This is a genomic window from Pedobacter foliorum (assembly GCF_013266735.1).
In the GTDB taxonomy this organism is placed as follows: Bacteria; Bacteroidota; Bacteroidia; order Sphingobacteriales; family Sphingobacteriaceae; genus Pedobacter; species Pedobacter foliorum.
The window spans coordinates 179128-195743 of the sequence record NZ_JABSNU010000009.1; the positions used below are offsets into that span (position 1 = coordinate 179128).

13 protein-coding genes are annotated in these 16616 nt (G+C 37.2%); 3 read left to right on the forward strand and 10 right to left on the reverse strand.

Annotation, left to right across the window (positions count from 1 at the left end):
- Positions 1 to 6: 6 nt before the first annotated feature.
- Positions 7 to 810, reverse strand: a complete 804-nt coding sequence (locus HQN83_RS17870) for a ParA family protein (protein WP_048906375.1) — start codon at positions 808 to 810, stop codon at positions 7 to 9.
- A 181-nt stretch (positions 811 to 991) separates the two neighbouring features.
- On the opposite strand from HQN83_RS17870, the gene HQN83_RS17875 reads away from it, so the two are divergent.
- Positions 992 to 1513: an NADPH-dependent FMN reductase gene (locus HQN83_RS17875; protein WP_173091879.1), complete on the forward strand. Its 522-nt coding sequence runs from the start codon at positions 992 to 994 to the stop codon at positions 1511 to 1513.
- Here the strand turns inward: HQN83_RS17875 and HQN83_RS17880 are convergent.
- Positions 1500 to 1958 carry a hypothetical protein gene (locus HQN83_RS17880; RefSeq protein ID WP_173091881.1) on the reverse strand — a complete coding sequence of 153 codons (459 nt, stop codon included), beginning with the start codon at positions 1956 to 1958 and terminating at the stop codon, positions 1500 to 1502. The genes HQN83_RS17875 and HQN83_RS17880 overlap by 14 nt on opposite strands.
- 45 nt (positions 1959 to 2003) lie before the next feature.
- Here HQN83_RS17880 and HQN83_RS17885 point away from each other — a divergent pair, with 45 nt between their 5' ends.
- Positions 2004 to 3635 (forward strand): ABC transporter substrate-binding protein, encoded by a 1632-nt coding sequence (locus tag HQN83_RS17885; protein WP_173091883.1) that lies wholly within the window; start codon positions 2004 to 2006, stop codon positions 3633 to 3635.
- 50 nt (positions 3636 to 3685) lie between these two features.
- On the opposite strand, the gene HQN83_RS17890 is transcribed toward HQN83_RS17885, so the two are convergent.
- From HQN83_RS17890 to HQN83_RS17900, 3 genes are all read right to left on the reverse strand, one after another.
- Positions 3686 to 6094: a TonB-dependent receptor domain-containing protein gene (locus HQN83_RS17890; RefSeq protein WP_173091885.1), complete on the reverse strand. Its 2409-nt coding sequence runs from the start codon at positions 6092 to 6094 to the stop codon at positions 3686 to 3688.
- A gap of 173 nt (positions 6095 to 6267) precedes the next feature.
- Positions 6268 to 7269: an LLM class flavin-dependent oxidoreductase gene (locus HQN83_RS17895; protein ID WP_173091887.1), complete on the reverse strand. Its 1002-nt coding sequence runs from the start codon at positions 7267 to 7269 to the stop codon at positions 6268 to 6270.
- A gap of 269 nt (positions 7270 to 7538) precedes the next feature.
- Positions 7539 to 7778 carry a hypothetical protein gene (locus tag HQN83_RS17900; protein ID WP_173091889.1) on the reverse strand — a complete coding sequence of 80 codons (240 nt, stop codon included), beginning with the start codon at positions 7776 to 7778 and terminating at the stop codon, positions 7539 to 7541.
- Between the two features lie 74 nt (positions 7779 to 7852).
- On the opposite strand from HQN83_RS17900, the gene HQN83_RS17905 reads away from it, so the two are divergent.
- Positions 7853 to 9379: a glycoside hydrolase family 43 protein gene (locus tag HQN83_RS17905; RefSeq protein ID WP_173091891.1), complete on the forward strand. Its 1527-nt coding sequence runs from the start codon at positions 7853 to 7855 to the stop codon at positions 9377 to 9379.
- A gap of 36 nt (positions 9380 to 9415) precedes the next feature.
- On the opposite strand, the gene HQN83_RS17910 is transcribed toward HQN83_RS17905, so the two are convergent.
- From HQN83_RS17910 to HQN83_RS17930, 5 genes are all read right to left on the reverse strand, one after another.
- Positions 9416 to 10954, reverse strand: a complete 1539-nt coding sequence (locus tag HQN83_RS17910) for an alpha-L-fucosidase (protein ID WP_173091893.1) — start codon at positions 10952 to 10954, stop codon at positions 9416 to 9418.
- 111 nt (positions 10955 to 11065) lie between these two features.
- On the reverse strand, positions 11066 to 12283 hold the full coding sequence (locus HQN83_RS17915; protein ID WP_217277422.1) for a peroxiredoxin family protein: 1218 nt from the start codon (positions 12281 to 12283) through the stop codon (positions 11066 to 11068).
- A gap of 122 nt (positions 12284 to 12405) precedes the next feature.
- A complete protein-coding gene (locus HQN83_RS17920) occupies positions 12406 to 13341 on the reverse strand; it encodes an NADP-dependent oxidoreductase (RefSeq protein WP_173091895.1) in 936 nt (311 codons plus the stop codon).
- A gap of 76 nt (positions 13342 to 13417) precedes the next feature.
- The gene (locus HQN83_RS17925; protein ID WP_173091897.1) at positions 13418 to 15328 is read right to left on the reverse strand and encodes a hybrid sensor histidine kinase/response regulator; all 1911 of its coding nucleotides are present in this window, start codon (positions 15326 to 15328) and stop codon (positions 13418 to 13420) included.
- 329 nt (positions 15329 to 15657) lie between these two features.
- On the reverse strand, positions 15658 to 16611 hold the full coding sequence (locus tag HQN83_RS17930; RefSeq protein WP_173091899.1) for an NAD-dependent epimerase/dehydratase family protein: 954 nt from the start codon (positions 16609 to 16611) through the stop codon (positions 15658 to 15660).
- Positions 16612 to 16616 lie beyond the last annotated feature (5 nt).

Below are 16616 nucleotides of genomic sequence, written 5' to 3' on the forward strand. Positions count from 1 at the left end.
ATATTTTTAAATAATTGCTGTAGTTGTATTCTGTACTTCTTTAACCATTCCGTTTTTATGAACAATCTCACGAGCAAGGTTCAAATAGTTAATTGCTCCTTTACAAGTTGCATCATGCATAATTACCGATATACCGTAACTTGGCGCCTCGCTTAAGCGGGTGTTACGCTGAATGATCGTATCAAAAACCAACTCCTGGAAATGGGTTTTAACCTCTTCCACAACCTGATTAGAGAGTCTCAAACGTACATCGTACATGGTAAGTAGAATCCCTTCTATCTCTAATTCAGGATTTAAACGGTTTTGAACAATTTTAATTGTGTTCAAAAGTTTCCCTAAACCTTCAAGTGCAAAATACTCACACTGTACAGGGATAATTACTGAATCAGCAGCAGTTAACGCGTTAATAGTAATTAAACCTAACGATGGAGAACAATCAACAATAATAAAATCGTACTGATCTTTAACTTTTTCCAGAACAGCCTTCATTTTATATTCTCTGTTGTTGAGGTTGATCATCTCAATCTCAGCACCAACTAAATCGATGTGTGCAGGAAGCAGATCCAGATTAGGTGTTTCAGTTTTCTGAATCGCGTCTACAGCATCAATATCATTAATGATACACTCGTAAATGCTATTTTTGATGCTTCTTGGATCAAAACCAATACCTGAAGTAGAATTGGCTTGAGGATCAGCATCAACTAATAATGTTCTATATTCCAGTACGGCTAAACTTGCGGCTAAGTTAATTGATGAAGTAGTTTTACCTACGCCACCTTTCTGATTTGCCAATGCAATAATTTTACTCATCTATCTTATTAATAATTACAATTATTCTCTAACGGCTTGTATTTACTCGACGTAAATCTATAAAAAATGCTATTTTTGTGTTTATTTAGGCATATTTTAACGAATAGCTAAGATACAAACTAAATGGCAAAATTAGTATTAAAGCCTTAAGTGTTTTACACATCTTATTAACAATTTACACATGGTAACCATCATATCCGGAACCAACAGACCTCAAAGTAATACGCTAAAAGTAGCCCAATATTATCAGAAAACACTGGCATTAAAAGGCTTAGAATCTACCGTCTTTAACCTTGAAGATTTGCCTGATAACCTTATCGCCTCTGACTTGTATGGAAAACGGAGTACTGAGTTCCAAGCTATTCAGGAAATGGTTACAAAAACCACAAAGTTTCTTTTTATCATACCAGAGTACAATGGTAGTTTCCCTGGGGTCCTTAAAGTTTTTATTGATGCTTGCAATTTCCCCGATAGCTTTTACGATAAAAAAGCAGCACTTGTAGGTGTATCATCTGGAAAATATGGAAACATTCGCGGTATTGATCATTTTGGTGGCGTATGTAGTTACCTGCATTTAAATGTTTTACCACTAAGGCTACACATCGCCACAATAAAAGCTGAGTTAAATGAACAAGGTGATTTCTTTAAAGAAGACACCCTTAAATTTACCGACCAGCAGATGAATAAATTTATTGCGTTTTAAAGCTTATCCAGGTTTTACCTTCGTTACCAAAAATAAAGTATCCCGGATATAACATTTCGGCAATATCTTCCAGCGCATTAACGGCAACCTCAGCTTCATCTGCCACCGCAGCCTCATCGTCCCATAAATAAACACGGTTATACTCAACCGAGGGCCAATCTTTGTTCAACAAGGTAGGCACAACCCCCATTAATTGCAGCATATTAGTGCTTTTCTCATAATAAACAACAACTCTGGCTGTGTTAATGTCATCTTGCAAAACGCCACCAGCTTCATTAATAAGCCCCTCAAGATCTTTGCTCAGCTTATTCTCCGTATCCAGAAAAGCCACTGCAACTTTATCCATGAATTTAATTTTATGCTGAATTATATCTACCCGATCCTGAAGACTCTCACGTAATTGTTCATCCTCTACCCTACTTATAACCGCATTTAAAAAAGACATATTGATTTATTTATTACTTTGTGCAAAATTAGTATTCCTAAACTGATGCATCGTATTATAATCAATATTTTTTGCGGATTGCTTCTGCTTACTATCTTTTCATGTAGTGGTCCTTCTTCAAATAAGGACAAAAAAGTATTTAACATGAATCTTGATCAGAATTTAACTTCTCTTGATCCAGCCTTTGCTCGTAACCAGAATGCCTTATGGATGATTAACCAGGTTTTCAACGGGTTAGTGCAGGTAGATAGCAACCTTAACATTCTTCCTTGCATCGCTAAAACCTGGCAAATTTCTTCTGATGGATTGACTTACACCTTTAACCTCCGTAATGATGTGTACTTTCATAACGACCCCATTTTCCCAAAGGGAATAGGCAGAAAAGCTGTAGCATCCGATTTTGTTTATAGTTTTTACCGTCTCATTGATCCCAAGGTCGCCTCTTCCGGCGGTTGGATATTTAGCGACAAGGTAAAAGACATCAACAATTTTATTGCAATAAATGACACTACTTTTCAAGTTAAACTCATAAAGCCATTCCCAGCTTTTATGAAACTGCTTACCACTCAATATTGCTCAGTAGTACCAAAAGAGATTGTTGAGCATTACGGTAAGGACTTCCGTAGTCACCCAATTGGTACAGGCCCATTTAAATTCAAATACTGGAAAGAAGATGAAATTCTGGTTCTCCTTAAAAACGAAAATTACTGGGAGAAAATAAACGGCACCAAACTCCCTTATCTCGATGCCGTAAAAGTTACATTTATTACTGAAAAGCAAAGTGCCTTCATGAACTTTCTAAAAAAAGATCTTGATTTTTTTGACAAAGTCGATGGAAGTTACCGGGATGATATATTAACAAAAAGCGGCAAAATGACCGCAAAATATAAAGGCAAATTCAACTTAAGAAAGGGGCCATACCTTTGCACCGAATACGTCGGAATACTTGTTGATACCAACATAGCCATTACCAAAAACTCTCCCCTAAAATACCAAAAAGTACGACAAGCAATAAATTATGCGATTGACAAACCCAAACTAATTAAATATCTACGCAACAGTATTGGCATCCCTGCAACCGCAGGATTTATCCCCCAAGGAATGCCGGGTTTTGATAGTACAGCAGTTAAAGGCTATCATTATAATCCAGAAAAAGCTGCCGTGTTGTTAGCGGAGGCGGGATTTCCAAACGGAAAGGGAATGTCTAAGGTTACCCTCAGCACTTCTACTACTTATAAAGACCTTATAGAATTTATACAAGGCGAGTTGGCAGCAATCGGCATTAAAGTAAAAGTTGATGTGAGCCCTAATGCAAGCTTAAGAGATTTAATGTCTAAAAATGAAGTGAACTTTTTTAGGGGTTCCTGGATTGCTGATTATCCGGATGGGGAGAACTACCTCGCGATGTTTTATTCCAAAAACAAAGTACCAAATGGGCCGAATTATACTGCTTACTACAATGATGATTTCGACAAACTATTTGAGCAAAGCTATTATGTTAGCGACAATGCCAAACGCTATTTATTATATCAAAAAATGGATCAGATGGTAATGGATTATGCGAACATAGTTCCCATTTACTACGATCAATCAGTAATCATGACTCAAAATAACATTAGTGGATATAGCATAAATCCACAAAATCTAATGATTCTAAAAACTGTTAAAAAGAAATAAGCCTCACCAATTTATTTAGTGAGGCTTATTATTACTGTAATGAGCAACATTTATTGCTGCACACCACCTCCCATTCCACCTTGCTCTTCTTTTTTCAAATCATCATTTTTAATAGATTTCTTTTGGGTAAACTTAAGCTTACCAAAATTATAGCTAAAGTTTAAGCCGAAAGATCTCAGTGGATAATGAATATCAGTATTCTGAGTTGATGTTGCCGTATTGTTTACTGTTTTAATATTTAAATCACGACTAAATGGATTCAAAACATTTAAACCAATAGTTGCTTTTTTATTAAAAATCTCCTTTTTCACAGCACCGCCATAAAAATACATAGCATCAGTTTTTCCCTGGAATGTTCTTCTTGGTGAATTAATCACACCCCAAAGTTCCGTATTCCAACCTCCAGACAACGCGTAAGCAGATCTGGCAAAAGCAGTATAATTAAGGAAAGTCCCTGTATTTATGTTATTTTGAGCATTACTAACGTCATAAGTATTCATACCAAAGTTAGCCATTAAGGTCCATTTTGGCTTTGGATTATATGAACCAAAAACATTAAAACCATACGACTGACTAGTACCCACGTTTAAATATGAGGTTAAGTTTTTACTTACACCATCCTCTACAATTGGCTTAATAAAACTTTCAATAACATTTTTCGTGTTACGATAAAACACTGAAGCATTAATTACAGAACCTTTAATAAAGGTTGAGTATCCTACCTCAATATTATCACTCAATTCAGGAGATAACTTCGGATTACCTTGCATTGGATTGTAAACATCACTTTCATTTCTAAAAGGATTCAAATAAAACAAACTTGGCCTCTGTATTCTGCGGTTATAGCTTACCTTAACAGTAGTCATTCCCTTTAAAGTTTGCGACAAAACTAAACTAGGGAATAAATTAAAGTAATCATTTTTAAACGGTACAATATTACCTGCAAGCCCATCAATCTTAGTATACTCAGCTCTTAAACCTGCTTTAGCAGTAATTTTTTTAGTCAATTTAAATCCAAGCACTCCATAAGCAGAGCCTACATTCTGATCGTAATCAAAATCCTGAGCATTCTGATCATAGTCACTTATTATGTTTCTAAAAATACCTTTCAAACCGGTTTCGAGCGTTGTTGTTTTGCTAAAAGGATAAGTATAATCTGTTTGCAAAGTGTACTCATTATTTTTACCAGTATTACCTCCAATTAAAGTAAAATCAGGAACGCCCTCAGATATAAACCTGTTCGAGAAATCACTGGTATTTCTTCCTCTCGAAAGCTGTGCAGATACGCTCAATTCTTCTCCCTCTTTTTTACTTGTCTTTCTGTAATCAACATTCCAATCCATGTTATTAAAACCCATGTCCATATCTCTGATATTCTGAGAAAAGACATTATTTGTTAGAATATCCGAACTACCAGGGCCACCATTTGAAAACCTGTTAAACTTAACTGTAGAACTAATGTTATGATAACTATTAAAATCATAATCAAGACCAGCACTTCCATTATAGCCAACTCTTGACCATTTAGAAAAACCATTTTGTGATACAGTATTGGTTACCCCATCTACCACAGAGCTATTAAATACCACCACTCTTGAATTCTGTGGATAAGCATGGTTTACACCTAAATTCCCTGTCAAAGACAAACGACCTGTTTTAGCATTTAAATTAAAAGCACCGTTATTTGAACGAGTACCTGCAGATGTATTTAAACTTCCACTAACACCCTCAGCAGTTTTCTTTTTTGTTATAATATTGATAATTCCACCAGAACCTTCGGCATCATATTTTGCAGAAGGACTAGTAATTACTTCAACACTTTTAATTTGTTCTGCGGGGATCATCTTTAAAGCATCAGCCACGCTGTTTGCCATTGTTCCTGAAGGTTTTCCGTTAATTAAAACACGCACTGAACTTCCACGCAATTGCACATTTCCGTTAATATCAACAGAAAGCATAGGGACTTTACGCATTACATCTGTAGCATCTCCACCTGCATTAGTGATATCTGCTTCAGCATTATAAACCAACTTGTCAACTTTGTTTTCAATCAAAGCCTTTTCCCCTACAATAGAAACCTCCTTAAGGTTACTTTCTGTAGGACTTACATATATAGTTCCCGCATTTAAATCTGGTTTTTCAGGACTGGTTTTAACGGTTATAGATTTGGTTTTATAGCCCATAAACCCAACCGAAAGCTTATACTGATCTGGGGCAACATTTTGCAAAACCACTTTTCCCTTTTCATCGGTTACTCCACCGTTTACTGATTTGTTGTCAGCTATTTTTATTAAAGATACTGATGCGTAGTCAATAGGTTTTTTAGTGAGCGAGTCTAAAATCAATGCTGTAATACGTCCAGTTACTTTGGGTTTTTGCGGTGCACCTCCCAAAGAAAACTGAGCATTTGCATTAAGCATCATTCCCAATCCCACAAGTAATAGTAAAATTCGTTTCATATAAATAATATTTCTTCAATTAGTCGGCGCAAGGTCGGTTTTGTTACACTTTCTATCAAGAGAAATTAGATTATATACAAATTGGAAGCGGTGAAATGCTCCTTTTTATCGGTCAAATTAATCGCCGCCTTCCAATTCAAACATTTCTTCTACCGATACACAAAATACTCTGGCTATTTAAATGCCTCTGCTAGCAATTCATACGAACGCAATCTTGCATTGTGATCAAAAATATGCGAAGTTGCCATAATCTCATCAACTTGTGTTTGATCTAGAAACTGTTGTAAATCCTCTTTTATCGTTTCTTTACTTCCGGTAAAAGTACAAGCCAACATTTGCCCTGCCTGCTCCTCTTCGTAGTCAGTCCAGATACCTTCCATACTTTCAACAGGAGGTTGTAAAAGTCTACGCTGACCGGTTACAATCCCTCTAAACAATTGATACAAGGAAGTAGCCAGTTTGTTGGCTTCGGCATCAGTATCCGCAGCAACAACATTTACACACGCTAAAACATAGGGTGAAGCCAAATGCTCAGAAGGTTTAAAATTTTGTCTGTATATATTTATTGCAGTAAGAAACTGTGCTGGAGCAAAATGACTTGCAAAAGCGTACGGCAAACCTAAAGCCGCAGCTAATCGGGCGCTATCAGTACTTGATCCTAATATCCATATAGGAATATCAAGCCCCTCGCCAGGAATTGCTCTTACACTACTTCTATGATTATCAGCCGATAAGTAAGCCTGTAATCTCAATACATCTCCCGGGAAATCCTGTGCAGCATGCATACGTTCTCCTCTGATCGCAGCGGCTGTTGCCTGGTCAGTACCTGGCGCTCTTCCCAATCCCAAATCTATTCTATCAGGATACAAAGAAGCCAGCGTGCCAAATTGTTCTGCAATAACCAATGGCGAGTGATTTGGCAACATTATGCCACCAGCACCAACTCTTATTGTTTTTGTTCCTCCGGCTATATGCCCTATCACTACAGAAGTCGCTGAACTGGCAACGCTAATCATATTATGATGTTCCGCCAACCAGTAGCGGTTATACCCCCACTCTTCAACATGGCGGGCAAGATCTAAACTTTTCTTAAAGGTATCGGCTGGAGTCTTGCCTTGAATTACAGTAGCAAGATCTAATACAGAGTAAGGAATAGTATTCAGTAGTTTTTTCATATTGCTTAAAAGTAGGCTGCAAAACTACAGCCTATTTCTGCCAAACTCTGTTTCCTTATTACCTTATGACTTTAAATCCACCGAACTTGTAAAAGCAGGCAACTATTTAAAACTCATCTACGTATTTATAAATATGCAGTTTTATAAAACCTAAATCACAAACGTCATGAAAACCTACCTAACAAATCGTGTTTGCATCTACATAGCAATAGCTGGGGTCTTTTTCCTACTTTTCTTTATCTGTAAGTAGAATTCTGGAAATAATCCATTTACTTCAAAAGCGCAATACTAGCTTCAAGTTCTGCGATTTCATTTTGCCGTTGCTCAATTAGAGTTGTTTGACTGTTAACATCCTTGTTCAGGTTTGATATCTCGAGTTTAATATCAAATGTCTGTTCTTCCTTTCCCAGGTCACTAACAAGATTTTGAACTTGTTTCAAGTTACGTTGCTGATCTGCTAAACTTGCCTTTGCCACCTCTAATGATTCAGCTAACTCCTTAATTTCCATGATTTTTCAATTAACTGACAATGTACGCATAATAAACCGTTAAAAAATTACAGTAAAATTCTATCTTGCAGGTTATGAGACTATTTAAATACCTACTTCTTGTAGCTGCAACACAATTTACTGCAGCAGTACAACCATTATTTGCCCAGGAGATAACGGCAGTTATTCCAGGAGACTTTGCAGACCCTTCAATTATTCGAAAAGGAAACGAGTACTATGCCATCGGTACTTCATCCGAATGGGCTCCGCACTTCCCTATGTTTAAATCCACAAACTTAAAAAACTGGAAGCAAACAGGCTATGTATTCAAACAAGCTCCCGAATGGGCTAACGCTTCTTTCTGGGCACCTGAATATTACTACCACAACAAAACCTACTTTATTTACTACACCGCAAGACGGAAAAAAGACGGCATATCCTGCATAGGTGTGGCCACTTCCAAATATCCTGACAAAGATTTCAAAGACCATGGAATCATTATTGAGTATGGAAAAGAAGCCATTGATGCTTTCGTATTTAACGACAATGGGCAATTGTATATCACCTGGAAGGCTTACGGATTAGATGGCAGGCCAATAGAAATTCTTGGTAGTAAACTATCTAATGATGGGCTACATCTTCAAGGCGAAGCATTTACTATGATGAAAGACGATAAAGGCATTGGACTTGAAGGACAAAGCATCCTTAAAAAAGATGATTACTATTATATGTTTTACTCTGTGGGCAATTGCTGTGGTAGTAAATGCGATTATAATGTTAGAGTTGCCAGATCTAAAACCTTTCAGGGACCCTATGAGAACCATACCAAAAACCCTATTTTACAGGAAAATGAATGGTGGAAATGCTCTGGTCATGGCACTTTTGTAAATAGTCCTGATGGCAAGTTCTACTACATTTATCATGCTTACAATAAAGCCAGTAGTGTTTTTACAGGCAGACAAGGGATGCTTGCAGAGCTTATCTGGTCAGGAAAAAATGAATGGCCTGAATTCAAAGAGCTATCCCCTGCTTCAAGCAATCCATCCAGCAATAACTTCAAAGCTAACTTTACAACAAAAAGCCCATCTGTAGATTGGCAGTGGGATTTCAGAAACTCCAATCCCAAATTCGCACAACAAAAAGGAAACCTTCATTTATCAGGCAGTATTAAAAAAGATAACAATACCGGTATTGCTTTAACTGTCCGTCCCTCTCTTTTAAATTATGAAATGACCGCAACTGTGGTAAATAACAACGATGCTTTAAAAGGGTTAGTAATTTATGGTGATGCAAATGCTGCCATTGGTATTGGGGCAATAGGTAACAAAATCCAATTCTGGGCAGTGAAAGATAATAAAGAGACTGTCCTTGGCACCACTGAGATTGCTACCCCTGCCCTGCCCGTTCAACTGAAGATGATTGTAAAACCAGATCTTACATGCAGTGTTTACTGGAAACAAAAATCTACAGATTGGAAAGAAATAGCTGCTGGTGAAAAAGCATATTCTATTGATTTTCTTCCACCTTGGGACAGAAGTCCTAGACCAGGCCTAAACTTTAAAGGTAGCCCTGCAGAGAATGCACAATTCTCCTCATTTGAACTTAACTATTTAGATAAGTAAATAGAGATTTTGCACTCTTTCATTGCAGAAATAGGACTATCGTTTGTATAACCCTATTTCTGCAATAGCAGGATTTAATCTTGATGAAACAATCCTTAATCTAACTTCTGATGCTGTAACAGGTGCAAAGCGTATTAAGCGTTTATAACCAATCGTAGTTCCTTCGGTAGCCACTTTCCATTCATTACCGGTCTTATATTCCAGCACAAATTTTTCTGCCCGTTGCCCTACCTGCAAATTCTCTTGTAATTTCAATAAATCAAATTCCTGAGCCTTGGCAAGTTTAAGTTCAAGAACAAGATTACTATCTCCAGCTTTTGTTTTCCAGGCAGTATTATCTTTCCCATCAAGCAATACACTTGTTTTCTGACTAGTACTACCTTTTACAACAGCACCTGCTAATAAATTCTCGGCAAAAGTAAGGTCAAGCTGTTTTCTAAATCCTTGCAACGATTTAATATCACTATCACTAATCAAGCCTCTGGTATCCGGAGGAATATTCAACAGCAATACACCATTTCTTCCAACCGAACTGTAATAAATATCCATTAATTTCTCGGGAGTTTTAACATCCTTATCTTCCTCTGTGTGATAAAACCAACCCGGACGAATAGAAACATCTATCTCGGCAGGATACCAAACCAAACTGCTTGCTTTTGCAATTTTCGATCTACTACCCAAATCATTTGCCACCATATCTCTTGGAGCAAATTCAGCTTTTTGCTGAGAGTTCTCCGCTATTTTTTCATTTTTAGCTTCGTCACCCGGCACAACACTCCATTCTGTTTCTCTTCCGTATCCACTTTCTGTTCCTACCCATCTAACATCGGGGCCCGAAACAGCAATAGTAGCCTTAGGCTGTAATTTACGAATCAGCTCATACCATCTGTTATATTCATAAACCTGTTTCTTGCCCGTAGGTCCTTCTCCATTTGCACCATCAAACCAAACTTCATCAACCTGACCATATTGAGTTAAAAGTTCTGTAAGCTGATTAATGAAATAATCATTGTATGCCATGCTACCAAAATACTTGGAGTTACGATCCCATGGAGAAAGATAAATCCCAAATCCGATACCAAATTCCTTACATGCATCAGCTGTCTCCTTTACAATATCACCTTTACCCTCTTTCCAAGGACTGTTTTTCACAGAATGTTCAGTGTACTTACTTGGCCACAAACAAAAACCATCATGATGTTTGGCTGTTAAAATGATTTGTTTAAAACCAGCGTCTTTACAAACCTTTACCCATTGTCTGGCATCAAAATCCTTTGGATTAAATATCTTAGGATCTTCAGATCCATCTCCCCATTCCTTATTGGTAAATGTGTTTACCCCGAAGTGAAGAAAAGCAGTTAATTCCAACTGTTGCCATCTCAACTGTCTTGGAGCAGGCACTACATTTGCCGCTTTTCTTACTATATCCTGCTCTGTATCTCCAGGATTAATTTTAACATAGTTTTTATTCGTATAGATTTGGGCGGAACTACTACTTGATAAACCGATACAAATAATCAATTGAAGCCCTACTGCCAGCCCCCAGTTCAACTTGTTAAAATAATACCTCTTCATAATATGATTAAATGAAATAATGATCAACCTCAAAGAAAGCTGGATTCCCCCTATCAATAGTTTATTCTTTTGTCAAAATGCTAAGTGATTTTGTCAAACAAACATTCAAACCTACTTACTCAACAAAGAGTTCATTACTTCTTCAAATTCCTTTTTGTACTGCACATAATATTCGCCGGTACTTGGCCCATAAAATGAAGTATTAATATGGTTAACCAAACCTTTTCTATCTAATATGATACTTGTTGGAAACACCTTAATTGCAGTTAGCTGAGGTAACGTTTTTTCTGTTTTAGCAGCATCTCCGGCAGTAACACCAGTAATTAACATTGGGTATTCAACCTTAAATTGATGTTGAAACTTCTGTAGACTTTTTCTCGATCTTGCCTCATCAGTTGATAGCTCATAAGCCAATGCAATAACCTCAACCCCTCTATTTTTATTTTTACGGTAATAATCGCTCAAAAAAGCCATCTCATCCATACAGTTTGGGCACCACGACCCCATTAACTGTAATATCACAACTTTATCCTTAAATTTCTTATCATTTATTGATACCACATTACCTTCAAGATCTTTAAAACTAAAATCCAAACGACCACTTTCTCCATCTTTAAGAGCAGTAACCGGAGCTTCCAGTTTAACGTTCAAATCTCTAACAGCAGTCCATTTTTCAAATGACTTGGCTCCACTATACAAGCTACCAATAAGGCTGTCTCCTTTAATTTTAGCAGAGAAATACATTGCATGTATTCCATCAAAGGTCGAAATCAGCAAAGAATCACCAATAATGGTTCCATCAAGATAACGATAGTCGCCACCAGTTGTAAGCACAGAACCGCCTACTTTTTGGCCACTTTGCGTAAACTCACCAATTGCCAGTCGTTCAGATAAATCAGCTTTGGTAAACTCAATCTTCCATTTTCCCTTAATAGAAAAATTACCGGCAGCACCTTTCGGAAAACGGCTTGCTTTTGATGATGCAGAAAAAGGCATAACCAAATCCTTAACAGATCCACCTTTTATCCATACCCCATTTAAACTGTCTTTATTAATAATTTTAACTCTAAACGAAGATTCAAAAACCGGCATTTTAATTAAAACCGAATCTTTAGAAATCAATGTCATTTCGGTTTTAAGTCGCTCAGCACCATTTACCACATAACAAAGTGTAGTATTTCCTTGTCGCTGAATTCCAAGTTCAAACGGAATCTCCTGCCCATCTTCCCGATGCAATGAAGCTTTCCATTTTCCTTGTTGTAAATTGATCTGCGCATTGCAGAATAGAGAAAAGGCCATTAAAATGGCCACAAAACCGTATCTTATCATATCTTTCGTTACTCTTAATCCATGCAAAGGTAGTCGAATCAACCCTCCTCAGTATAAAAGTATTTCATACGAAAGTAAAAAACGGACATATAGCCTATAAAATCTATAAAAAGACTAGAGTATTAAACTCTCACGATGATTTTACCTTGAGTTTTTCCTGTTTCAAGAGATAAATGAGCTGCCCTCATCTCATCAAAACTAAACACCTGCGACACATGAGATCTCACAGATCCACTTTCCAACAAGGCCGCAATTTTCTTCATATCCTCTCCATTGGATTGCACCATGATTGGATAACCAATAGCACCTACAGCTTCGGCTTTTATGCCCACTGCATCATTTAGTCCCGATGGAATACTAATGATTGTCCCTCCCTTTCTCATCACTTTTAAAGAGTTGTCAATACTATCACCCCCAATGGCATCCAATACAAAATCAATATTACTGGTTGCGTCTTCCAGAGTCTGACTGGTATAGTCAATATGTTCATCAGCACCTAAGCTTAAAACAAAGTCCCTTTTACCTGCAGATGAAGTTCCGATAACGTAAGCACCAATATGTTTTGCAATCTGTACAGCATAGTTCCCTACACCACCCGCAGCAGCATGAATTAAAACCCTGTCACCCTTTTTAATTTTCGCATGATCAACAAGTGCCTGCCATGCAGTTAAAGCAGCTAAAGTAGCCGCGGCAGCCTCTTCATGAGTAATATTAGAAGGTTTTAATGCAACATGGCTAGCCGGGGCAGAAACGTACTCGGAATACGCCTTGCCATGTCCAGGAAAATTTATCATTCCAAACACCTCATCACCTGCCTTAAACAATTCAGATTTTGATGCCGCAACTACACCTGATACATCCCAACCCAAAATTATAGGATGCTCATCTTTTAACTTTGCTGCACGCCCTTTACCAGAACGCGTTTTTACGTCAACAGGATTTATACTAATTGCCTTTACCTGTATAAGAACCTCACCGTCATTTATTGATGGCATGGGTAACTCTTCGTAAACTAGATTATCTACGCTGCCAAAATCCTTTAATACTATGCTCTTCATTTTCGGGACTGATTAATAATGCAAATTACAACAATATTCTCTATTCCAGGTGGAAGCACATGGCTAACTTAGAATATTAACTGATTTGAAGATGCAGTCTAATCTTAGCATGCAATTCTGTTGGACTAAATGGTTTTGCAACATAATCATCAATGCCCGCTTCCAAAATCTGCTTACTAATTTCAGTAAGCAACGATGCGGTTAAAGCAATAATTGGAAGTTGCTTAAACTTATCATCGGCAATTGAGCGTATAACCTTAGTAGCTTCAAAACCATCCATCTTTGGCATTTCCAAATCCATCAATACAAGATCGTAATGGTTTTCTATAACTTTCTCAACAGCTTCAGTACCTGTCCATGCACAATCTATGTGGAGCCCCCACTTTTGCATAAATTTACTAGCTACAATAACATTTATCTCATTATCCTCAACCAGAAGAACCTTGTAGCCGGCAAGACTCGAAAAATCCATAGATGATTCAGGCAAATGCACACTATCTCTCTTCTTTTTACTTTTCTTGAATTGTAGATTAAACGAGAAGCTTGATCCAACTCCAATTGAGCTCTTAACAGAAATCTCATTTCCGAGCATCTCTATTAACCGTTTTGTTATTGCTAAGCCTAAACCTGTTCCACCAAAAACTTTGGTGGTATTGGTACTTTCCTGAGTGAAACTTTCAAATATATAATCCTTCCTATTTGGGTCTATTCCAATTCCTGTATCCGTTACCACAAAATTAATATCAACTAAGTTTCCTAACAAACTATTTAATGAAAGATCAAGAATAACACTTCCATCATTAGTAAATTTAATTGCGTTGCTTACCAGATTGTTTAATATTTGTATTAGCCGTATTGGATCTCCAATTATCATTGCCGGCAAATCTGAATCTACCTTTATTTTAAACTTCAGCCCCTTTTCTTTCGCCTTTAAATAATGAGTCTCCTTAATGCTGTTTACCAGCTCAATTAAATTAAAATCAATCTGCTCAAATAACATCTTCCCCGATTCGATTTTATTGTAATCCAGCACATCATTTATCAGATCTAGTAGATTCTCACTTGAAACCTTTAAAATCTTTAAGCTATCCACCTGTTCAGGTTTAGGATTTTCCTGCAAAAGCAAATTAGTCATTCCAATCACCGCATTCATTGGTGTTCTTATTTCATGACTCATATTAGATAAAAACTGTTGCTTGGCCATGGCCGCTTTCTCCGCTACCTGTTTTGCCTTTAACAATTCCTTTTCGACTTGTTTAATTTCAGTAATATCTGTTACCGCACCTACAACCCTAACAGTTTTACCATTTTCAACTATTGGGATACCAATACTTCTAAAGCACTTCTGCGTACCTTTTGGTATAATTTCAATGTCATAAGACATCTGATTTTCGATTGCATTCTTCATCCCCTCTCTAATCAGCTCAGCACCATCATCTTCATATAAAATAGCAGCATCATTTAGGGAAGTTGTTTCCTCATTAATCCCCAATAGCAGTTTCATATTTTGGGTCCGATAAACCAGATCCGACGCTACATCATATTCCCAACCACCGGTCTTGCTTATCTCTTCTCCGGTATTTAGCAAATCCACTGTTTGCCCCAATTTAATTTTAGCCTTTCGAAGTTCCTCCTCTACGCCATTTTGTTGAGTGATATCTAAAAGGGTCCCAATAACTCCTCCTTCATCGAAAGGATCGGGACTAAGCGTAACATCAAGGAATATTATTTTTCCTTGAATTTCCATATTTGTGATAAATTTAAGCGATTCGCCTGCCAGTGCGCGTCGCATTCGTGTACCTGCAACAGGATACAATTCAAATATGTTTTTACCTACTGATTCATTATCCTTAACACCAAATACCTTTAATCCTAGCCCAACCGACCTGGTAAATATTCCGTCTTTATTAATCCTAAAAATGACAACCGGAACGTTGTCTATTAGCATCTGAAAAATATGAGTTCTCTCTTCTATTGATTCTTGCATTGTTAGCCGCTCGCAAATAACAGTTTTTTATATCCACCCTATTGCAATTTGCCCGCCAAAGTTTTATAAGCACAAAAGCCAGCTATAAAAGCTGGCTTTTGTATCATTCATGTATGCTGTGCCTGCCCTTCGTGGATCACCCACTCACAGGACTTTTTTGTCAAATCAGACTTGAATTATTTTATGTATCTAATTTAACGAATCTTCTTTATCCTTTTAACAAATGTTATAAACAAATTAACATCTTACCATCATAAAAAAAGCAGGGTATCCATCCGAACACCCTGCTTTTGAACCTAAATTAACCAATTACGAATAATTGTTTATCATTATGGATATACTTCAATATTGCTAAGCATATCTTTTACCATTCTCTTTAAATCATATGCAGGCTTCCATCCCCAGTCTTTAGTGGCAACACTGTCGTCAATACTTTGAGGCCAGCTATCAGCAATCTGTTGACGGAAATCAGGAGTATAAGTAATCTCAAAACCCGGAACCTCCTGTGCAATTGCGTCATAAATTTCTTTTGGAGTAAAGCTTAAAGCACTCAAATTGTAAGCCGTACGTACAGATAATGACTCCCCAGGAGCATCCATAAGCTCTAATGTTGCACGTATTGCATCATGCATATACATCATTGGCAATGCAGTATCTTCTTTCAAAAAGCAAGTATACTTTTCGCCTTTTACAGCACTATGAAAAATATCTACCGCATAATCAGTTGTACCACCGCCCGGAGCACCGGTATAACTAATTAACCCCGGATAGCGTACACTACGCACATCAAGTCCATGTTTTTCAAAATAATACTTACACCAATACTCACCCGCAGCTTTACTGATTCCATAAATTGTACTTGGTTCAGTAACACCTTGCTGAGGACAGTTTTGCTTTGTAGAATCAGGACCAAACACAGCAATACTACTTGGCCAGAAAACTTTTCCTACTTTATACTTAACAGATAAATCAAGGATACTTAACAAGCTATCCATATTTAATGCCCATGCCGCTTGCGGATTACGCTCTCCACTTGCCGAAAGCATAGCCGCTAAATGATAAATCTGAGTAAACTTATTTTCAGCAATAAGGCTTTCAAGCGCTCCCTTATCCATTACATTTAATTGTATATAAGGCTGTTTTTCGAAAGAAACATCTTCTTTCGGTCTGATATCAGCAGCCAATACATTTTCCTTCCCGTATCTCTCTCGTAGTTCATCAGTTAACTCTCTTCCAATTTGTCCAAGTGCTCCAATGATTAGTATATTTTCTTTCTGTTTCATGTTCA